This window comes from Rhodococcus sp. JCM 9793 (genome assembly GCF_055380405.1).
In genome coordinates, this window is the sequence record NZ_AP043721.1 from 2,027,156 (window position 1) to 2,045,637 (window position 18,482).

Sequence of the window (18,482 nt, forward strand, 5' to 3'; positions counted from 1 at the left end):
ATCTCACAAGGAAGCAATATGACCGACCATCTTGCGTATCTCGTGCTGGGCCTCGGCAACGGAGCCGTGTACGCCGCCATCGGGCTGGCGCTCGTGATGACGTTCAAGAGTTCCGGCGTCGTCAACTTCGCCACCGGCGCCGTGGCTCTCTACACCGCCTACACCTACGCGCTGTTGCGTACGGGTGAGCTGATGGTCCCGATACCGGGGCTCCCCCGAACGGTCGATCTCGGTGGACCGCTCGGGGTTGCCCCGGCCATGGCCGTGTCGCTCGTGATCGCGGCGCTGCTCGGAATTCTCTTCTATGCCCTGATCTTCCGGCCGCTTCGTCACGCGCCGGTGATCGCCAAGGCCGTGGCCTCTATCGGCCTGATGATCGTGCTACAGGCGTTGATCGCCTTGCGCGTCGGCACCGAGATCGTCGCGGTAGAACCGATCTTCGCTCTCGACAGCATCGCCATCGGTTCCATGCAGGCGCCGACGGACCGGATCTGGTTGGCTGTCACCATCGTCGCGATCGCTCTGGTGGCTACGCTGGTGTTCCGGTTCACTCGCTTCGGAACCGCGACGGAGGCAGCGGCCGAGTCGGAGAAAGGCGCCTATCTGACGGGGCTGTCACCGGACCGGATCGCGTTCAGCAATTGGGCGCTGTCGTCGGTGGTGGCCGGCCTCGGTGGCATTCTCATTGCGCCGATCGTGGCTCTGAATCCCGTTGCGTACTCCATGTTCATCGTTCCCGCACTCGCTGCGACTCTCGTGGGGAACTTCCGTTCGATCTGGCTGACCGTGGTCGCCGGCATCGCGATCGGTGCGTTGCAGGCCGAGACCACGAACCTGCAGGCGACCTTCGACTGGTTCCCGCGCGCAGGTATGGCCGAGGCGATCCCGCTGTTGCTGATCCTCGTCTTCCTGGTCTTCAAGGGACGGCCGCTACCCGACCGTGGCAGCATCGTCCGGCAACGACTCGGCCACGCCCCGCGTCCCGAGCGGATCGTCGCCCCCGCGCTCCTGGCTGTCGCGGTCGCCGTCGTCGCACTGATGGTCACCGGCGGCAGTTACCGTGCCGCGATCATCACGAGCATCATCTTTGCGGTGATCGCGCTGTCACAAGTGGTGGTGACCGGGTACACCGGGCAGGTGTCGTTGGCACAGCTCACCCTCGCTGGAGTGGGCGCCTACTCGGTCAGCGTGCTCAACACGCATCTCGGTATCCCGTTCCCGTTCGCTCCGCTCATCGGCGCACTGTTCGCGATGGTGATCGGAATCGTGATCGGTTTGCCCGCGCTCAGGGTGCGGGGGCTGCCCCTCACGGTGGTCACGCTTGCGCTGGCAGTGTTCTTCGAAGCCTTCTGGTTCCGAAACCCTCAACTCAACGGTGGTGTCGCGGGCGCCCCGGTGGATACACCGCGAGTGTTCGGCATCGATCTAGGAATAGGTGCGGGGGAGGGCTATCCACGTCTGGCCTTCGCCCTGATGTGTCTGGCGGTGCTCGTCGCTGTGGCTCTGGGCGTGGCTGGGCTGCGGCGCAGCCGTCTGGGAACCGACATGCTCGCCGTCCGAGCGAATGAGCGGTCTGCTGCGGCATCTGGAATCAATGTCCCCCGTACCAAGCTGGCGGCATTTGCCATCGGCGCATTCCTCGCCGGACTTGCCGGGTCGCTCATGGCATACCAGCAGACGCTGGCGACGCCAGAACCGTTCACCGTGTTCCTCGGAATCACTCTGTTCGCGATCATGTACATCGCCGGTATCACCTCCGTCACGGGCGCCATCGTGGCCGGGATCATCGCGCCGGGCGGTCTGCTGTTCCTGTTCGTCGACCGATTCCTGCACATCGGTGACTACTACGCGGTGATCAGCGGAATCCTGCTGATTGTCACAATCATGGTCAATCCGGACGGAATTGCAGGGAAGCTGCCCCGGATCCCGTGGCCGTCTGTGAGAAAATCGCCGGCCAGCACAACACCGGACGTTCGGGTGGCCGAACCGGCAGTCGCGCACGCGCAGTCGTCCACAGTGGGAGCTCCACTTCTGTCCGTGCAGGGACTCAGCGTGAAATACGGTGCGGTAGAAGCGGCGTCGGACGTCACATTCGATGTTCGGGCCGGGGAGATCGTCGGACTCATCGGGCCGAACGGCGCAGGAAAGACCACCGTCATCGACGCGATCACCGGTTTCGCGCCAGCAACCGGGGTAGTCGTCCTGGATGGAGTGGACGTCAGCAGCCTACGACCGTACCGACTCAGCCGGCGTGGGCTCGGCCGCAGTTTCCAGGACGTCGAGCTGTACGACGACCTGTCGGTCGTCGAGAACGTGACCGTGGGTGGGCCCCGAGGCGAGGAGTCCTCCGCAACCGCGGTCGCGGAACGGGTGCACATGGTCCTCGACACCGTGGGGCTCGGCGATGTCGCGGATGCCGAAGTGGCGACCCTCTCGCAGGGCAGGCGTCAGTTGGTGTCGGTCGCCCGCGTGCTGGTCTCGTCGCCGAAGGTGGCCCTTCTCGACGAGCCGGCGGCGGGCCTCGACAGCTCGGAGAGCCGCTGGCTCGGCGACCGCCTCCGCGCCGCACGCGAGGCGGGTACGTCGATCCTCCTCGTTGATCACGACATGGAACTGGTCCTCACCATCTGTGATCGTGTCGTCGTTCTCGATCTCGGACGAGTGGTGGCCTGTGGCACTCCCGAGGAGGTCCGGGCCGACGAACGCGTGATCAGCGCCTATCTGGGACTCCCGGCCGATCGGGTAGATCCTGGGCACGACGCAATTCCCGAACTCGCGGCCGCACCCACCCATGATGCACAGGAGGCGCTCTCGTGAACGGACTGACGATTCGGAACCTCTCGACGGGTTACTTCTCTCAGCGGCCGTGCGTCCGGGGCGTGGACCTCGAGGTGGAGAAGGGAACGATCACCTGCCTGCTGGGGCCCAATGGAGCGGGAAAGACGACACTGTTGCTGTCCCTCGCGGGTCTGTTGCCCCGGTTCGGCGGCGAGGTGATCGTGGACGGGGCGGCCGTCGCCGCAGGCCGTCCACGTGACGCCGTGCGGTCCGGCATGGTGCTCGTCCCGGACGACCGTGCACTCTTCCGGGAATTGAGCACGATCGGCAATCTCCGTCTTGCAGTACATGAGCGGCGTCGCCGATCCGATGCTGTCGACGAGGTACTCGGATACTTCCCGGCGTTGGAGAAACGACTCCGTGTCGCCGCGGGCCGCCTTTCGGGCGGTGAACAGCAGATGCTCGCCATCGGACGGGCAATTCTGCAACGACCGAAAGTACTGCTGATCGACGAAATGAGCATGGGTCTGGCTCCGGTGATCGCCGACGAGATCCTGTCGGTGCTACGACGGTTGGTCGAGGAACGGGAGATGTCTGTCGTTCTCGTCGAGCAGCACGTTCGCCTCGCCCTCGAAGTCGCTGACCGTGCTGCCGTGCTGGTGCACGGTTCGGTTGTGTTGGCCGACTCGGCCGACTCCCTCGGACGAGACCCCGGCTTGATCGAACGGGCCTATCTCGGGGACACGGCCATGGCCCGCACCGAGGTCGGAGGAGTGCCGTAGACAGCGCGTCTACATGTCCGAAGCCGCAGAGCAGGAAGCTGACCGCTCAGCGGGAGGCCTCCTCCCACGGCATTTTTCGAAACATATGGTCCCTCATGACAGTTGTTGTGACATAGTTCACGGCCCTTCGGCCGTCGTCACGCCCGCACACGACACCGTGGACATCAGCGCCCGGTCTCCCTCACTGGAAGGCTCGACATGACCAACGTAGTTGCCGACACTGCTGCCGCCGTCGCCGAAGCGGGCGCGCGCGTCATCGAACCCCGCAAGATCTCGAGCGGTTTCTCATGGCCCGAGTGCCCGCGCTGGCATAACGACACGTTCTGGTTCACCGACATGTACACCGCGACGCTGAGGACCTTGGACGCGGACGGGAACGCGACAGTCGTAGTCGACGCGTCGGGTCGCCGCGCCGGAACCGACGTGCCGATCACGCTCGGAGGATTCGGATGGCTTCCGGACGGACGACTCATCGTCACGTCCATGCACGAAAAGCTCGTCCTCGTGCACGGGGGAAACGGCCCTGATGATCTCGAAGTTCTCGTGGACGTCTCCGAGTTCGCGCAGGCCGCGATCAACGACATGGTCGTCGATGCAGACGGACGCGCCTACGTCACTCAGCTCGGCTTCGACCTCTTCGCAGGCCAGGATCCGGTGCCGTCTCCGATCATCGTCGTCGAACCCGACGGCACCGCCTCCACGGCGGACCAGGTGGGTCCGTTGTTGTGCGCCAACGGCATCGCGATCAGCGCGGACGGAACCAAGGTTTTCACCGCTGAGGTGATGGCGCAGAAGATCACGGTCATCGACCGTGCCGCCGACGGATCGCTTTCCAACCCTCGCCCGTTCGCCACGTGCCCCTTCATGCCCGATGGCATCGGCCTCGACGAGGACGGCGGCGTGTGGGCGGCGATGCCCGGAAGCGGCTACGTGGCCCGGTTCACCGAGGACGGCATGACGGATGCGATTCCGCTGCCCTTGGAGAACGGTGTCGCGTCGGCATGCTTGCTCGGCGGACCCGATCGCTCGACGCTCTACATGACGGTCGGCGTCGAGGTCTTCGACTTCGAGAAGTCCGCCCGAGAGGCGCAGGGCACCATCTGGGTTGCCGATGTCTCGACGCGCGGCGGCGACACCCGCCCCTGATACGCATCATCCACTCCACATTCGAGGACATCTCATGACAACACTGGATTTCAGCGACCGCGTGGTCGTGATCACCGGGGCGGGCCGCGGTATCGGCCGAGCGCACGCCGAACTGCTGGCCTCCCTTGGTGCCGCCGTGGTGGTCGGTGATCTCGGCGCCACCATCGACGGTTCCGGAACCGAAGGTGACGACCCCGCAAGCGAGGTTGTCGAGGCGATCACCGCGGCGGGTGGGCGCGCTGTCGCGTGCTCGGCCGACGTCGCCACCGAAGAGGGCGCCAACGCACTGGTCGACGCAGCACTCTCGGAGTTCGGACAGTTGGATGCGGTGATCAACAATGCCGGTATCGTCCGCACCGCACGGTTCGACGAAGTTCCCTACGAGGAGTATCAGCGGCACCTCGACGTCCACTACTTCGGTGCGCTGCGAGTGTGCCGCGCGGCGTGGCCGCACCTGTTGAAGTCGCCGGCCGGTCGTGTGGTGAACACCATTTCGCAAGCGATGCTGGGTAATCCGGACATGTCGCACTACGGCGGATCGAAGGGAGCATTGTTCGGTCTGACCCGCAACCTCGCTGTCGAGGGTCTGGCCGCGGGTGTGATGGTCAATGCCATCGCCCCCGGCGCGGGGACCCGTATGGCCGAAGCCTCTGCCGACAGTCTTTCCCCGGAGGTTATGGAGTACATGCGTACCCAGCTGCGCCCGGAGCACGTCGCACCGGTCGCTGCCTACCTCGTCCACCCGGACTGCACAGTCACCGGTGAGGTCTTCAACGTGGCCGGTGGAATCGTCAACCGGCTTGCACTCGTCAATACGGTCGGCATCCATGATCCCTCGCTGACGGTCGACACCGTCGCCGAACGCTTCGACGAGATCATGGCGATCAGTCCCGATGCCATGCCGCAGGTCGTCGCACCGGCCGAGGTTCCCGCCTCGTCCTGAGCAGCATCCTGACGACACCGGTTCAGCCCCAGGAGAATTACAGTGAGCTCAACGGAAACATCCACGAATACCGCCGATCAGACGGTCGATACCTCCTATCCCTTCGCCGCCGTCCCGTCGAACGAGGCCGTCCAGCGGTATATCGCGATCTCGGCCGATCGGCCGATGACCAAGATGACGATGCCGATCGGCGGCGATGTCTGGGTCATCCACCGCAATGCCGCGGCGCGAGAAATGCTCAGCGATCCCCGCTTCGTCCGGGGACCCTTCCGTACCGGTGAGCGAGCCGTGCCCTACTTCGTGGAGTTCCCGGACTTCCTGAAGTCGACGATCCAGTTCGAGGATCCGCCGCACCACACCAAGCTCCGCAAGCTCGTGCAGAAGTCGATTTCCCCGAAGCGTGTGCGTGCCATGCGGGAATCGGCTGTCGAGTTCGCCAACCAGCTGATCGACGAGATGATCGCGAAGGGTGCGTCAGCGAACCTGGTGAGTGACTACGCCGTAGCGTTGCCGATCCAGATGCTGTCGAACCTACTCGGAGTTCCCCCGGAGGATCGGCCGAAGTTCCAGAAGTGGAGTGCGGCCACGCTCGCGGTGGCGAACATGCCCGAGGACGAGGTCGTGCAGAACATGACCGAGCTCTTCATGTATCTGACCGCTCTCATCGAGGACCGTCGCAAGAATCCCCGCGAGGATCTTCTCAGCGATCTCGCCAACGCACCGGACAAGGACGATTCTCTCACCGACGGTGAGATCCTGCCTATCGCGATGATTCTGATCGTCGCGGGCTTCGACAACACTGCGAACTTCATCTGTTCAGGTGTGCTGTCGCTGCTGCGTCACCCCGACCAGTTGGAGGTCCTTCTCGAGGACGTCGACACGGTGGCGCCCACCGCCGTCGAGGAGATCCTCCGAAACGGTCGCATGGCCATCTACGACACCGTCGCGGGTGGTGGTGGTCTGGTTCCGTTCGTGGCCACAGCGGACGTGGAGATCGATGGTCAGATCATCGCCGAGGGCGAGGCTGTGCTGGTGGACCCGGCCGCAGTCAACCACGACGGCATCGCGCTCGAGGACGCCGGCAAGTTCGACGTGCGCAGGAAGAACAATCCGCAACTGACTCTGAGCTACGGCTTGCATCACTGCCTCGGCGCCCCGCTCGCGCGGATGGAGATGCAGGTCGCGATCACCGAGTTGTTCAAGCGACTTCCGGGCCTCACACTGGCCGGCGAGGCCGTCGTGGACAACGACAACCTCACCCTTCCCATCGTCGATCTTCCCGTCACCTGGTAGGGAATCGACATGCCCAAGGTCTTCTATTCGCAGCCCGACGGAACAGAACGAGTGATCGACGGTACGGCCGGAGACTCCGTCATGTCGACGGCCGTCCGCAACGGTGTCGCAGGAATCGTTGGGCAATGCGGCGGCTCGCTGTCGTGCGCGACATGCCACGTCTACCTCGCCGACGACGATCAGCAGCATTTCGATCCTCCGTCGGAGGACGAGGACGACATGCTGGACTGCACGGCCAGTGATCGAGAGGATTCGTCGCGGTTGTCGTGCCAGCTGATTCTCTGCGAGGGCATCGACCTTCACGTGACGGTCCCCGATGAACAGACGTGAGTTCGCCGAACCCGCATCGGGCAGTGGAGGTCCACCACGCAGTGTGGCGGTCGTCGGTGCCTCACACGCGGCGGTGCACCTGGCGGATCGGCTCAGGCTCGGCGGGTATACCGGCAGTCTGACGTTGATCAGCGACGAGACGCATCTGCCATACCAGCGTCCGCCGTTGTCGAAAGCGTGGCTGAAAGGCGCTGCGGGGTCGGACTCGCTGGTATTGCGCGCCGCGGACCACTACGTGGGGAACGGTATCGAACTGCTCCGCGGTACGGCGGTCCACCACATCGACCGCGAGAGCGGAGGTCTCGTCCTACACGTATGTGACTCCCACGGAGAGCACAGCACAAGGGCTTTCGATCGTCTGGTGCTCGCCACCGGTGCACGCGCACGTCGCTTGGACATCCCCGGTTCCGGCCATCGCGACGTCCTGGTGCTGCGCGAACTCGACCATGCCCAGCGCATGGCGGAGCGTGTCGGGGCCGGACCGGTGGTGGTGATCGGCGGTGGCTTCATCGGGCTCGAGGTGGCCGCCACTCTCCGAGGTCTGGGCACGGCCGTCACGGTGGTGGAGGCGGGCCCGCAGCTGATGGGCCGTTCCGTCGGGCCGGGAACCGCCGAGTTCCTGCTCGCGGCGCACCATGAGATGGGTGTCGATGTACTTCTCGGGGCGACGCCCACGGAGATCGTCGTCGACGGCGACCGGATCCGCGCGGTCCGACTCGCCGACGGTCGCCAGATCCCCGCAGCGTCAGTGCTCGTAGGTGTCGGTGCGGAGCCCCGGACGGAACTCGCCGAGCAACTCGGTCTCGAGTGCGAACGCGGTGTCGTCGTCGACGAACAGTGTGTGACCTCAGATGGTCGAATTCTTGCCATCGGGGACTGCACCGTGCAGGAATCCCGTGGCGGCGGTCGGGTTCGCCTCGAATCCGTCGACAACGCAACCGAACAGGCCAACATCGCAGCGGCCACCCTGGTCGGCAGCGTGGTGCCCGATCGGCCCTGTCCGTGGTTCTGGTCGGACCAGGGCCCATGGAAGTTGCAGATCGTCGGATTGGTGAAGGCGCACACCGACACGATGGTTCGGACGGATCCGAGCAAGCCGTCGCGTCGCGTCGCCCTCTACTTCGAGGACGATGTACTCGTCGCTGCCGAATGTGTCAATGCACCGGCCGACTTCGTGGCGTTACGATCCGCGTTAGCGCGCGGCTTCCGGCCGTCGCGAGAAATGCTGGCGGACACGTCGGCTCCGCTGAAGAAGCTGTTGTCCGCGGTCCGTTCCGCGTGAGAACTCGATGAGCCGGCACAGCACCGACGGTGCTGTGCCGGCTCATGGCGCTCCGGTGCTGTTCGTATTGCGCAGCAGCATGCTCGCGCCTGCCTCGCCACCGCGTCGATGCTCGTCCATCAGCGCGATCAGGCGCTCGTTGTCGTGGTGGGCAAGCGCATCGATCATGGCCTCGTGTTCGGCCACGACCCGTCGTCGCACTTCGGCATCGAAGAGGTACGCGGCGTGGTAGGGCATTGCCAGCCGCCACAGACGACGGATCTCCGTCACCACCAGACCCAGGGGCGAGCGGTCGAACATTGCGAAATGGAACTCCTGGTTCGCCAGACGCATCTCCAGAAGGTCGGCGCGTTCCGCCGCTTCGGAAACACGGTCGCCCAGCGCGCGGATCTCGGTGAGAGCGTCGTCGTCGAATGCGGGCAGGGAAGCGAGGACCTCGCGTTCGAGGACGTTCCGCATCAGATAGATCTGGTCGAACTCCGACTGCTCGAGTCTGACGATCGCGTATCCGACGTTTCGACGGTGTTCGACAAGTCCCTGTGACGCCAGCCGGCTCAGCGCTTCCCGGATCGGGAGACGACTGACACCGAGCCGTTCGGCCATCAATTCCTGCCGGACCGGCTGGCCGGGAAGCAGATCACCGGTGACGATCATCCGCTCGATCTCCGTGCCCACCCAATCGGCGTCACGGACGGACGAGTCGCGCTGCCGGCCTGCCGGTGTAGCTCGTCGGTTCACCTTCGTCCCTCCTCATGCGATCGGTCATGCGTTGCCTAGCGCACCACCGGTCTTCAGAACGACGATGTCCTCCTTGCTGTAGCCCATCGCGCCGAGCACCGATCCGGTATCGGCTCCGAGCGACACAGCCCTGCGAGGTGTACGCGTCGCAGTTCGGCCGAGCTTGATCGGCACACCCAGACCACGATAGTCGACGGTGTCCAGGAAGAGTCCGCGGTGAACGGTCTGGGGAGCCGTGAGCGCCTGGTCGACCGTGTTGACCGGGCTGGCGGCAACCCCCGCCCGGTCGAGTTCGGCTGCGAGGTCGTCGCAGTTTCGTGCAGCGATACGTTCGCCGAGCAGGCCGGAGAGTTCCTCCCGGTTCTGCGAGCGCACCCCGTTGGTGACGAACCGCGGATCGTCGGCGAGTTCAGGCACGCCCAGTGCGGTGACCAGCGAGCGGAACTGCCGGTCGTTGGCCGCGCTGACGAAGAAGTCACCGTCTCGAGCAGCGAAGACCTGATAGGGCACGACGCTCGGGTGGAAGTCGCCGGTACGCTGCGGCACCTTACCGCTGGAGACCCAGTTGGAAGCGTGCGGATGCAGGAGCGAGATCACCGAGTCGAGGAGCGTGATGTCGACGAGTTGCCCGCGTCCACTGCCGTCGCGTTCCCTCAGCGCGAGCAGGATGCCGCTGACCGCCATGTGTGATGCGACGATATCGACGATCGGCACTCCGACGCGCAGCGGATTGCCGTCCGGATAGCCGTTCACGCTCATCAATCCACCGAAGGACTGCAGCACCGCGTCGTACCCCGGTAGACCGCCCATCGGTCCGTCGACGCCGAACCCGGTCACCCGGCAATACACCAGCCGCGGGTTCTCCTCGGCGAGCACGGTCTCGTAGTCGAATCCCCAGCGGGCCATGGTGCCTGCCTTGAAGTTCTCGATCACGACGTCGGCGCCGCGCAGCAGATGTGCAAGCACCTCTCGACCGGCATCGGTCCGGAGGTCCAGGCAGATGTTGTCCTTGCTGTGGTTGAGACCCGCGTAGTACGCGCTGCTCTCGCCGTCCTCATCGAAGGGCGGACCCCAACCACGAGTTTCGTCGCCCAACGGCGCTTCGACCTTGATCACCTCGGCGCCGTGGTCGGCAAGAGTCTGAGCGGTGTACGGCCCCGCCAGTACTCGGCTCAGGTCGAGCACACGCAGTCCCGCTAGCGCACCTATACCGGAGTTCGGCTCCGCGGCACGCCACGCGGCGTGCCCGTCGATCGCGACATCCTCAGCGACCGTCGTGTCGCTTGTCGAAGTGGGCACGTTCACGTCGGGCTCCCGTTCGTGGTCGGTGTGTTGCGGTGCGGGGGCCGTCCTCCCACGATCACGTCCCAGACGTCGGCGCCCTCATCGAGGATCAGGCCGGCGAGGTCTTCTGCCCAGAACTGCTCCGAACCGTGGCGGTCGCGCCAGCTCCACAGCGACGTGGTGAAGCGGCCGAGGGGATGCTCGGATGAGGTCCCGATGGCACCGTGGATCTGGTGGCCGGCAGCGGCGACCGGGTGCGCGGACATCGCCGTCACCACCTTGGCTGCTGCTGTGGCGACCCGCGCGTCGTCGGGTGCCTCGTGCGCGGCGACCGCCGCGTCCACCGCGATATCCATCATCGTGGTCCGGGCAGCGAGCTGCGCCAGCTGTTGCTGGACCGCCTGGAACTTCGCGAGGGGACGCCCGAACTGGATGCGCTCGGACACGTAACGCAGGCTGTGGTCCTGAACGGCTGCGGCCGCTGATGCAGTGGCAGCGGCATAAGCGAGAGCGCCGCGGTCGAGGAATTCGTCGAGCGTGGCCGGTGAACTGCCATGGAAAACGACGGGTACGTCGTCGAACGTGATATCTCCGATCGAGACACCGGTCAGGTCGGTTCCCGCCGACACTGTGACACCGGCCGCGGACATCGGCACCACGGCGACGGTCGAGCCGTCGGCGCCGGGTTCCGGTGGGAGGAGCACGACGAGGGTATCCGCGTCGGCCGCATACGGGACGTCGGTGACCTTGCCGTCGAACAGGACGATGTCGCCCCGACGACGGACCGAGGACGCCGGATCACCGACGGCGGCGGAGGCGGTCGTCGATGTGAGGGTGTGCCCTGCGGTGGCCGCGAGCCACGCAGCAAGGATGCCGTGTTCGATGAGGGGCGTGAGGGCGCCGCGTCGCGCGGCGGCGGTGACGACTGCGAGAGCATCGGCGAGCGTCGCTCCACCTCCGCCTGCCGTCTCGGGTACGCCGACGGTGGTGAAACCGGCATCGCCGAACAGGGTCCAGAGGGCATTGGCCATACCCTCCGTCGGTGTCTCCGGATCGATACCGACGCGGTCGATCATCGATATGGTGGCCGAGGTCAACTCGGTGGTGAGCTCGCTCATCGCATCCCCAGTCCGCGGGCAACGATCCCGCGCAGAATCTCGTTGGTACCGCCCCGAAGAGTGAATACCGGTGTGTGCAGGACGCTCTGAGCCAGCATGCGGGCAAGCGGGTCGGGTGCGTCACGACGTGCCACGACCTGGCTCGACGCTCGGACGGCCTCGACCAGGTCGCCCTCGAAGATCGAGCCGAGGTCCTTGACCATCGCGGCGAGCACATCGGGGTTGCGGCCTGCGGTGAGCTCGGCCGCGACACGCAGCGACATCCTTCGTAATGCCCATGCGCGTGCCGTGAGCGTGCCCAGGGTGCGCCGCTGTTCCGGTGTGGCGCCGACGTCGACGAGGTGCGCAGCCCAGCTGCGCAGCAACGGCATCGTGCTGAGATAGCGTTCGGGACCGGAGCGTTCGAAGGCCAGCTCGCCCATCACCTGCGCCCAACCGTTGCCGCGGGCACCGAGCAACGCCGACGCGGGTATCTGCGCATCGTGGAAGATGACTTCGTTGAAGTGGGATTGCCCGTCGATGCTGCGTAATGGGCGGATCTCGATGTCAGGGTGGGGAAGGTCGACGACGAACTGGGACAGACCGCTCTGGCGGTCGCCGTGCTGCCCGTCGGTACGGGCGAGTACCACCATCGCGTGCGCGAGGTGTGCGCCGGTGGTCCAGACTTTGGTGCCGTTGATCGTCCACGAATCGCCGTTGTCGACGGCACGGGTGCGCACCGCCGCGAGATCCGAGCCGGCGTCGGGTTCGCTCATGCCGATCGCGAAGAAGATGGTCCCCGAGGTGATTCCGGGGAGGTATCGCCGCTTCTGTTCGTCCGAGCCGTTCGCGAGGATGCTGGGCGCCATCTGCCGGTCGGCGATCCAGTGCGCCGCGACCGGTGCTCCGTGCGCGAGCATCTCTTCGCTGACGACGAAACGTTCGAGAGGACTACGGCCATGCCCTCCGTATTCGGTGGGCACGGTCATGCCGAGCCAACCTCGTTCGGCGACGCGGGCGCTGAACCCTGCGTCGAATCCGGTCATCCAGCTGTCGGTGTCCGGTACGAAACCGCCTGTGGTGAGTTCGTGGTCGAGAAATCCGCGTACTTCGGTACGCAGGTCGTCGAGTGTCGATCCGAGGTGGTCCAGCCGGTCGGTGCGGGTTGCGGTCATGAGCGTTCCGGCCCCCGGGACGACCACGAGCCCTTGCCCTTCCGGGACATCGACCACATCTGTACCCCTCGCTCGATCTCGATGGCCGACGACCAGCCGACCGCGGGCGGACCGAGTTCGAGACGCGCGCTGGTCATGATGCGACGGGTCAGTTCAGGGTCTGCGGCAGCGGTGCGGACCAGACCGTCGACGGTGTGCGGAATATCCTCGGCCGCAACTGCGGTGTAGGCGAGCCCCCGCGCCACCGCCTCTGTCCCGGTCAGCGACTGTCCGCAGGCGGCGAGCGCGACGGCCCCGGACCAGCCCAGGGCGCGGCCGAGCAGGGAGATGTGTCCGCCGCCGGGGTGGATGCCGCGGGCGGAGAAGCCGCTGTCGAGGACTGTGTCCGGTGTGACCACCATGATGTCGGCGGCCATTGCGAGGTTGAGTCCGGCGCCGACGGCTCCGCCGGTCACGATGGCGATGGTCGGTACGGGCAGTGATCCGACACGCACGAATGCGCCGTAGACGGCCGATGTGCGTTGCACCGCCTCGGGAGATGCCGGATCGGCGGACGAGGATGCAAGGTCGCGGGTGTCGGCACCGCTGCAGAAATAGCTGCCATTGGCATCGACCACGACGGCGCCGATCGCCGGGTCTGCTTCGACTCGGTCGCAGAAGGCGGCGATGTCGGCGGCCATCGCCAGGGTGATCGCATTCTTACGGCGAGGGTTGTTCAGGGTGATGCGCGCGACGCCGTCCGCGAAAGTGGTGAGGATCGGTGGCTCCGTGGCGCTTTCGCTTGCGGCGGCGGGAGAAGTCGAAGTCATGCGGCGACGTTAGCAGATCTGGAGACTATTTTGGATCCAATATTGGTTGACAAAATTCGGTCGGTTGTTGTGCACTGGCCCACACCACAAGTCGCCGCACTGCCGGCGGGAAGGAGCACCTGTGTTCAGCTTGACGGGACATATCGCACTTGTCAGCGGAGGCGGCCAGAGTGTCGGTGAAGGAATCGCGAAAGTTCTTGCACGGCAGGGCGCAGCGGTGATCGTCAACGACCTGTTCGCAGAACGTGCCGAAAAGGTCGCGGCCGCGATCGTCGAGGAGGGGAACGTGGCCGTGGCCTCGGCCTTCGATGTCACCGACTTCGATTCCACACTCGAACACGTGCGAGCCGCGGAAAAGGAACTCGGCGGGCACGTCGACATCGTGGTCAACAATGCCGGCGTCGCAGAAGGCCGTGTCATCAAACCATTCCGGGAACTCTCTCCCGAGGAGTGGCGGGCCCCCATCGATCTCAACATCTTCGGCGCGATGAACTGCATCAAGGTCGCCCTCGACGGGATGTGCGATGCGGGCTGGGGACGAGTCGTCCAGATTTCGTCGGGCTCCGCCCGGACCGGCCAGAACATCAACCAGACGATGTACGCAACGGGCAAGAGCGGCATCGAGGGCTTCATCCGTCACCTGGCAGCCGAAACCGGCCGGTACGGCGTCACCGCGAACATCGTGGCGCTCGGACACCAGAAGAACCTCGAGGACAAGATGAGCCCCGAGATGATCGAGCAGATTCTGCAGACCATCCCGATCGGCCGCCTGGGCGACCCGCTCGAGGTCGGCGCATTCTGTGCCTACCTGGCGTCGAACGAGGCCGGTGGCGTCACGGGGCAGACGATGGACTTCAACGGCGGGTCCCAGACGCGATGACGGCACCAGGATCGCATCCGCAGACCACGATGTCGCTCAGCGCACTGCGCGTGACCGAACTCGATCGCGCGGTCGAATTCTATGTTCGAGGATGCGGTTTCGTACACGACAAGAACCTCACCACCTCCACGTTCCGGGCAGTGATCGTCCGGGCCGGTGTCGCCGGACTCGAACTCGTACTGCCGACCAACGGCGACGCTGACGCCGCGACAGATCACGGCAACATGCTCGTCAAGGTCGTCGTCAACACCACCGACATCCGGGAGCAGATGGCCAGGGCCTGTGCGCACGGAGGCGTGGAGGTGACCCCGGCGACGACGCTCGACGGCTACGACATGACGATCGGAACGGTGCGCGACCCCGATGGTTACCTGGTGGAATTCGTGCAGCGCAACTGAGTCGCGTAACTGAGCCGGAAGGCTCCGACTCCAGGTACTGCGACGGCGGTGGTGGTGGGCATGCCCACCACCACCACCGCCGTCATCGGAAGGGCCGACGCTGATTACCCGGTCAGTGGCGCGCGAGGTCCGTTGCCACACACCGTTGCCAGATCTCGCCTGCGACCACGCGCAGCGGAGCAACCATCTTCTGGAGCTCCAACGCACCGATCGGCGCGCAGACCGAGAGCCCTGCCAGGTTGCCGTACATGTGGTCGGGAGGTCCGATCGAGACCCCGACGCAAGCAATGCCGGGGAACGCTTCACCGCGGTCGAAGGCAGCGCCGTGGTCGCGAATCTGTGCCATCTCCTTGTCGAATCTGACAGCCCCGGAACGGGTGACGGCCAGGTCTTCGGATGCGCCGGCGGTGTCGCGTGGTGACGGGGGCTGTGCAGGTGCCGCATAGGCCATGATGACCTTGCCGACCGCCGTCAGGTGGGCTGGTACTCGTTGGCCGACGGCAGTCGGTGTCGAACCCGATGTGCGCCCGTTCACCTTGGCGAGATAGACGGTGTCGTCGCGGTCGACGACCCCGAGCTGGATGGTGTACCCGGTCCGCTGCGCGAATCCCTGCATCACAGGGCGCGCGTGATGCAGGAGCCGATTCTGGTTGAGTGCGGCCTGCCCCATTTCGTACGCTTTCACACCCAGCTCGTAGGTCTGTTCGGGCGATCGGGCGAGCCACCCGGCATTGGCGAGCTGTTCGAGCAGGCGGTGCGCCGACGACCTCGGAAGCCCTGTTCGCGCCGTGACCTTGGCCAGGGTCATCGGGCCCGTGCTCAAGGCCTCCAGAACCAGCGACATCCGGTCCACGACGGAAACTGGCAGCCCATCGGTGCGTGATGTACTCAACTCATCCTCCTGACACCCACGGTGGGTGTGATATGCCTCACAGTACCTGTGGTGCGTGCAGCGCATCAATCGTGTGATGACCGTGCCAGCTGTCGGGGCCTTCGTCGAAACTGGCCTCCCGTTGTGCGGGAGACCGACGTCACAGGGCCTTTTCGGCTTGCCAAGCTGATCATCACGCGGCGGGTGAGTTGTCGCGATCAGTCGATCAGGAGGCATCGTGAGTTCTACCGACACCGACGATCAGGTTCGCGTCATCGACACCGGCACACCGCCGGAACGCTACGCCCGCGGTTGGCATTGCCTCGGACTGATACGCGATTTCGCCGACGGAAAGCCGCACCAGGTCGATGCATTCGGTACCGCTCTCGTCGTGTTCGCAGGGGAGGACGGGCGAATCAACGTTCTCGACGCATACTGCCGGCACATGGGCGGAAATCTGGCGCAGGGGACAGTCAAGGGCAACGCCATAGCGTGCCCGTTCCATGACTGGCGTTGGCGCGGTGACGGAAAATGTGCCGCGATTCCCTATGCACGCCGGGTGCCGCCGATTGCCAGGACCCGGGCGTGGCAGGTGGCGGAAGTGAGCGGCCAGCTCTTCGTCTGGCACGACCCTCAGGGCGGCAAGCCGCCCGCGGAACTCGCGATTCCCGAGATCCCCACCTACGGCGATTCCGGCTGGACCGACTGGGTGTGGAACTCTGTCGACGTCACCGGATCGAATTGTCGTGAGATCGTGGACAACGTCGTCGACATGGCGCACTTCTTCTACGTGCATTACGGAATGCCGACCTACTTCCGCAATGTCTTCGAGGGCCACACCGCGACGCAGGTGATGAGGTCGCGGCCACGAGCCGACGCCGTCGGCGTGAGTACGTCCACGAACTACAGCGTGGAAAGTCGTTCGGACGCGTCGTATTACGGACCGTCATACATGATCGACAAGCTGTGGAGCGGTGGCAGCGACCCCGACGCAGCGCCGAACATCTACCTGATCAACTGCCACTACCCGATCACGCCGACGTCGTTCCGGCTCCAATACGGCGTGATCGTGGAGAAGCCGGAGGGAGCCCCCGGAGAGCAGGCCGACCAGATTGCTCGGGCCGTCGCCGACGGCGTCGCGATCGGGTTCGAACAGGACGTGGAGATCTGGAAGAACAAATCCCGGATCGACAACCCGCTGCTCTGCGAAGAAGACGGCCCCGTATACCAGCTTCGTCGCTGGTACGAGCAGTTCTACGTGGACGTCGAAGACATCCGGCCGGAGATGATCAACCGGTTCGAGTACGAGCTCGACACCGAGCGGGCACTGACGAGCTGGCAGGCGGAAGTGGACGAGAACCTCGCTGCCGGACGCAGCGCCTTCGCGTAGCACTGACCACTGCTCACGAGTCGTTCGCCGAGCAATACGGACCGCGACCCGACGCGCGGCGCGACCCCCATTCGACCTTTCCCAGGAGAATTCCATGAGTTACGAAGTGCTCGACCGAATTGTTGCGATCGCCGACGACCTCCGAGCGGGATCCGAGGAATCCGACTCGCTCGGCCGACTGACCGACGACATGGCCAAGAACCTCCGCAATACCGGCATCATCCGATTGCTGCAGCGTAAGAAGTACGACGGCTACGAGGCGCACCCCCGCGAGTTCGCCGAAACCATCATGAAGACCGCGAGCATCTACGGATCCGCGGGATGGGTCGGCGGAATCGTCGGCGTGCATCCATGGCAGCTGGCGTTCGCGGACCCCAAGGTGCAGGACGAGGTGCTCGGCTCGGACACCGATACCTGGCAGGCATCGCCGTACATGCCGGGCGGTGTCGCCGTTCCCGTCGACGGCGGATACCGGATGTCGGGAAGGTGGCAGTTCTCGTCCGGAACCGATCATTGCGACTGGATCTTCCTCGGAGCGATGGTCGGAGGCGAGGACGGCAGGCCGCTCATGCCGCCCGTCGGGCTCCACGTGATCCTCCCGCGTGCCGACTACGAGATCATCGAGGACTCGTGGGACGTCGTCGGTCTGCGTGGTACGGGGAGCAAGGACATCGTCGTCAAGGATGCCTTCATCCCGGACTACCGGGTGATGAAAGGCCAGGATGTAATCGACGGCACCGCGGCGAAAGTTTACGGCGTCACGGAGACCCTCTACCGGATGCCGTGGTCGACGATGTTCCCGCTCGGCATCACTTCCGCGACCATCGGCATCTGCGAAGGTGTGCTTGCCGCCGGCATCGAGTACCAGCGCAGCAGGGTCGGCGCTGCAGGCACCGCCATCAAGGACGACCCGTATGTGCTGCACGCACTTGGTGAAGCGGCATCGGAAATCGATGCGGCCCGCCAGCAGCTGCTCGCCAACGTCGACCGCATCTGGGACCTCGTCGACGCAGGCAAGGAGGTCGACTTCGAAACCCGCGCCACATCGCGACGCAATCAGGTGCGCTCCGCATGGCGGGCAGTGCGTGCCGCGGACGACATCTTCGACCGATCCGGCGGCAACGCCCTTCGCGTCGACAACCCGCTGCAGCGGTTCTGGCGCGACGCACACGCCGGCCTGCACCACGCGATCCACGTGAGCAGCACGCCGTATCACGCGTCCGCCATGGCCTCGCTCGGGGTAGATGTCCCGAACGGTCCTCTGCACGTGATGATCTGACGCTTTC

The 18,482-nt window shown here is 65.2% G+C and carries 17 protein-coding genes; 11 read left to right on the forward strand and 6 right to left on the reverse strand.

Annotation, left to right across the window (positions count from 1 at the left end):
- The first annotated feature begins 18 nt into the window (after positions 1-18).
- From ACZ46K_RS11480 to ACZ46K_RS11510, 7 genes are all read left to right on the forward strand, one after another.
- Complete coding sequence (locus ACZ46K_RS11480; protein ID WP_464748321.1) at positions 19-2,817, forward strand: ABC transporter permease subunit; 2,799 nt, start codon at positions 19-21, stop codon at positions 2,815-2,817.
- Complete coding sequence (locus ACZ46K_RS11485; RefSeq protein ID WP_054807000.1) at positions 2,814-3,560, forward strand: ABC transporter ATP-binding protein; 747 nt, start codon at positions 2,814-2,816, stop codon at positions 3,558-3,560. Before ACZ46K_RS11480 ends, ACZ46K_RS11485 begins: the two co-directional genes overlap by 4 nt.
- A 198-nt stretch (positions 3,561-3,758) precedes the next feature.
- Positions 3,759-4,706: an SMP-30/gluconolactonase/LRE family protein gene (locus ACZ46K_RS11490; protein WP_054806999.1), complete on the forward strand. Its 948-nt coding sequence runs from the start codon at positions 3,759-3,761 to the stop codon at positions 4,704-4,706.
- 34 nt (positions 4,707-4,740) lie between these two features.
- A complete protein-coding gene (locus tag ACZ46K_RS11495) occupies positions 4,741-5,649 on the forward strand; it encodes an SDR family NAD(P)-dependent oxidoreductase (protein ID WP_464748323.1) in 909 nt (302 codons plus the stop codon).
- Between the two features lie 42 nt (positions 5,650-5,691).
- Complete coding sequence (locus tag ACZ46K_RS11500; protein ID WP_054806998.1) at positions 5,692-6,942, forward strand: cytochrome P450; 1,251 nt, start codon at positions 5,692-5,694, stop codon at positions 6,940-6,942.
- Positions 6,943-6,951: 9 nt separating this feature from the next.
- Complete coding sequence (locus tag ACZ46K_RS11505) at positions 6,952-7,272, forward strand: 2Fe-2S iron-sulfur cluster-binding protein (protein ID WP_054806997.1); 321 nt, start codon at positions 6,952-6,954, stop codon at positions 7,270-7,272.
- A complete protein-coding gene (locus tag ACZ46K_RS11510) occupies positions 7,259-8,554 on the forward strand; it encodes an FAD-dependent oxidoreductase (RefSeq protein WP_054806996.1) in 1,296 nt (431 codons plus the stop codon). Before ACZ46K_RS11505 ends, ACZ46K_RS11510 begins: the two co-directional genes overlap by 14 nt.
- A 42-nt stretch (positions 8,555-8,596) precedes the next feature.
- On the opposite strand, the gene ACZ46K_RS11515 is transcribed toward ACZ46K_RS11510, so the two are convergent.
- Genes ACZ46K_RS11515 through ACZ46K_RS11535 form a run of 5 tightly spaced genes read right to left on the reverse strand, consistent with a single transcriptional unit; the run spans position 8,597 to position 13,657 of the window.
- The gene (locus ACZ46K_RS11515) at positions 8,597-9,292 is read right to left on the reverse strand and encodes a GntR family transcriptional regulator (protein WP_054806995.1); all 696 of its coding nucleotides are present in this window, start codon (positions 9,290-9,292) and stop codon (positions 8,597-8,599) included.
- Between the two features lie 24 nt (positions 9,293-9,316).
- Positions 9,317-10,591 carry a CaiB/BaiF CoA transferase family protein gene (locus tag ACZ46K_RS11520; RefSeq protein WP_464749289.1) on the reverse strand — a complete coding sequence of 425 codons (1,275 nt, stop codon included), beginning with the start codon at positions 10,589-10,591 and terminating at the stop codon, positions 9,317-9,319.
- A gap of 2 nt (positions 10,592-10,593) precedes the next feature.
- Positions 10,594-11,694 (reverse strand): acyl-CoA dehydrogenase family protein, encoded by a 1,101-nt coding sequence (locus ACZ46K_RS11525; RefSeq protein ID WP_464748326.1) that lies wholly within the window; start codon positions 11,692-11,694, stop codon positions 10,594-10,596.
- Positions 11,691-12,848, reverse strand: a complete 1,158-nt coding sequence (locus tag ACZ46K_RS11530; protein WP_054810301.1) for an acyl-CoA dehydrogenase family protein — start codon at positions 12,846-12,848, stop codon at positions 11,691-11,693. The genes ACZ46K_RS11525 and ACZ46K_RS11530 overlap by 4 nt, the downstream gene beginning before the upstream one ends.
- Entirely contained in the window at positions 12,845-13,657 is an 813-nt protein-coding gene (locus ACZ46K_RS11535; RefSeq protein ID WP_464748327.1) for an enoyl-CoA hydratase-related protein, read from the reverse strand. Before ACZ46K_RS11535 ends, ACZ46K_RS11530 begins: the two co-directional genes overlap by 4 nt.
- Positions 13,658-13,778: 121 nt before the next feature.
- On the opposite strand from ACZ46K_RS11535, the gene ACZ46K_RS11540 reads away from it, so the two are divergent.
- Together ACZ46K_RS11540 and ACZ46K_RS11545 are read left to right on the forward strand one after the other, a co-directional pair.
- The gene (locus ACZ46K_RS11540; protein ID WP_054805229.1) at positions 13,779-14,537 is read left to right on the forward strand and encodes an SDR family NAD(P)-dependent oxidoreductase; all 759 of its coding nucleotides are present in this window, start codon (positions 13,779-13,781) and stop codon (positions 14,535-14,537) included.
- Positions 14,534-14,935 (forward strand): VOC family protein, encoded by a 402-nt coding sequence (locus ACZ46K_RS11545; protein ID WP_054805228.1) that lies wholly within the window; start codon positions 14,534-14,536, stop codon positions 14,933-14,935. The genes ACZ46K_RS11540 and ACZ46K_RS11545 overlap by 4 nt, the downstream gene beginning before the upstream one ends.
- A 112-nt stretch (positions 14,936-15,047) precedes the next feature.
- Here ACZ46K_RS11545 and ACZ46K_RS11550 read toward each other — a convergent pair whose 3' ends face one another.
- Positions 15,048-15,779 carry an IclR family transcriptional regulator gene (locus ACZ46K_RS11550; protein WP_464749290.1) on the reverse strand — a complete coding sequence of 244 codons (732 nt, stop codon included), beginning with the start codon at positions 15,777-15,779 and terminating at the stop codon, positions 15,048-15,050.
- A 262-nt stretch (positions 15,780-16,041) separates the two neighbouring features.
- Between ACZ46K_RS11550 and ACZ46K_RS11555 the strand changes: the two genes are divergently transcribed.
- Both ACZ46K_RS11555 and ACZ46K_RS11560 read left to right on the forward strand, forming a co-directional pair.
- Positions 16,042-17,196 carry a Rieske 2Fe-2S domain-containing protein gene (locus tag ACZ46K_RS11555; protein WP_054805227.1) on the forward strand — a complete coding sequence of 385 codons (1,155 nt, stop codon included), beginning with the start codon at positions 16,042-16,044 and terminating at the stop codon, positions 17,194-17,196.
- A 94-nt stretch (positions 17,197-17,290) separates the two neighbouring features.
- Positions 17,291-18,475 (forward strand): acyl-CoA dehydrogenase family protein, encoded by a 1,185-nt coding sequence (locus tag ACZ46K_RS11560; RefSeq protein WP_464748329.1) that lies wholly within the window; start codon positions 17,291-17,293, stop codon positions 18,473-18,475.
- Positions 18,476-18,482: the final 7 nt, after the last annotated feature.